Here is a 1,614-nt window from a genome sequence, read left to right on the forward strand (position 1 = left end):
TGAGAGCGGTATTCCAACCCCTTTCCATAGAAGCGCTTGCTACAGTCAATGCACACATCAGCATCCCTGACAAAGGGCAAACCCTGATCGTTCCAGCTCCCCTGGAGCAACGCACCTGGAAGCTGCAGCACGCCCAACAGGGTGGCCGCATCTTCAATCGACAGGACATCCATATTGCCGGCCTTGTATTGTCTCTGCATCAGCTGGTCACCCAAGCCAGGATTGCCCATGCCAAAGGAGCCAAAGAGGAACGACTGCGGATACGCCGGGATATGCATGATGATCTGGGCGCAAAGCTGTTGCAGTTGTTGCATCGCTCCTCCGACACTACCAAGCCGCTGGTGCGCGAAGCTATTCATGACTTGCGTGATCTTCTTAAAGACATGGAGGGCGAATCACTCTCCCTGGAAGCGGCCATACTTCAATGGCATGAAGAAACCCAGCAGCGCTGTGAAGACCACGGTGCCCAACTGGTATGGCAGGCCCGACCCAACGCCACTGTCCTTGGTGCCAGCGAGTTCAGTGAGCTGACACGCATTCTGCGCGAAGCAGTGACAAATGCACTCAAGCATGCCTCAACCACCGTTCTGTCTGTCACCGTGGATAGCCCAGGCTCTACCCTGACGCTGGTGGTTGAGAATGACGGACTGCTCGCTGAGCCCCCCGAGGGGACCGTCCGGGGCCTGGATATCATGGATGGCCGGGCACGCAAGCTGGGCGGGTGGTGCCAATACAGCAAGTCCGATGATCGCTGGCAAGTGACGCTGGAGGTTCCGCTTTCCAGCACCATGGCATAATACGACCGTCGCAAAATAACGGGCCGTAATGCGGCCCGTTATTTCTTCCCCCCAAGATCAGCGAGAGGCTGCCGCTTTCACGGCAACCATGCCGACCAGCCCTTGCGCCAAACTCTGTGTTTCTGCGTCATAGGAAGCAGGAATCAGATTAACCTGGTAGCGGGTAATATCCCTGGCCGTTGAATTGGAGGTTCCTCCCATAGCGCCCAAGAAACCAAGCGTCTTGGTCAATCCGGAGGTCAGCTTGTCGGTTGTCGTGGTGACATCCTCGATGCTGCTGTAGAACGCGTTGGGCGTAGCCAGTGCATTGCTGGTGCTGAATACTGGCATATGATTTGTCTTGATCATGCACTCTTCCTTGCCAAAACGACTCCAGCATTTTTGCTGTGCCACCGGCTGGAAGCGAACATCTCCACGAGCGGTTAGCTGAATCGTGGCATCCACCTTGGCGGAGTCCTTGTTGGAAAGCCCGGCAAAACTTTTATGGCCATCCGACTCCAGCTTGGCAAAGTCGATCAGGATATTGATGTTCACACCAGTGAGTCCAAGATCCTTGATCAGGCGACCTTCATGTTGCTGGGCGGAACTGCCCGCTGCAGCCTTGAACGCTTGCCCAAAACCGCTTGCCGTGCCGATGTAACGAGGATCAGAAATGGTTTCTCCCTCGCGGCCCATGACCAGATAACGGGTGCCGCCTGCCCCCTTGTATTCGAAGGGGCTTTCCCGGCCTTCAGCATGCATTGCCTGGTAGTGAGAATTCGCCTTCAGGATTTGGTGGGGAACTACCTGAAATCCGGCATCACCCAGTTGCTGCTCT

Annotated in this window: 3 protein-coding genes; 1 reads left to right on the plus strand and 2 read right to left on the minus strand. The window is 55.9% G+C overall.

Annotated features, from left to right (window positions below; all coding sequences use genetic code 11):
• The coding region (locus A3754_RS28520) for a hypothetical protein (RefSeq protein ID WP_231880561.1) at positions 1-314 on the minus strand (314 nt) is incomplete at its 3' end.
• Here A3754_RS28520 and A3754_RS28525 point away from each other — a divergent pair.
• Entirely contained in the window at positions 300-797 is a 498-nt protein-coding gene (locus A3754_RS28525) for a sensor histidine kinase (protein ID WP_231880562.1), read from the plus strand. The two genes, A3754_RS28520 and A3754_RS28525, sit on opposite strands and share 15 nt — an antisense overlap.
• A gap of 57 nt (positions 798-854) precedes the next feature.
• Here A3754_RS28525 and A3754_RS27610 read toward each other — a convergent pair.
• Positions 855-1,614, minus strand: a 760-nt coding sequence (locus tag A3754_RS27610; RefSeq protein WP_063519386.1) for a hypothetical protein, incomplete at its 5' end; no start/stop codon positions are given.

The sequence above is a fragment of the Alcanivorax sp. HI0083 genome, assembly GCF_001635175.1.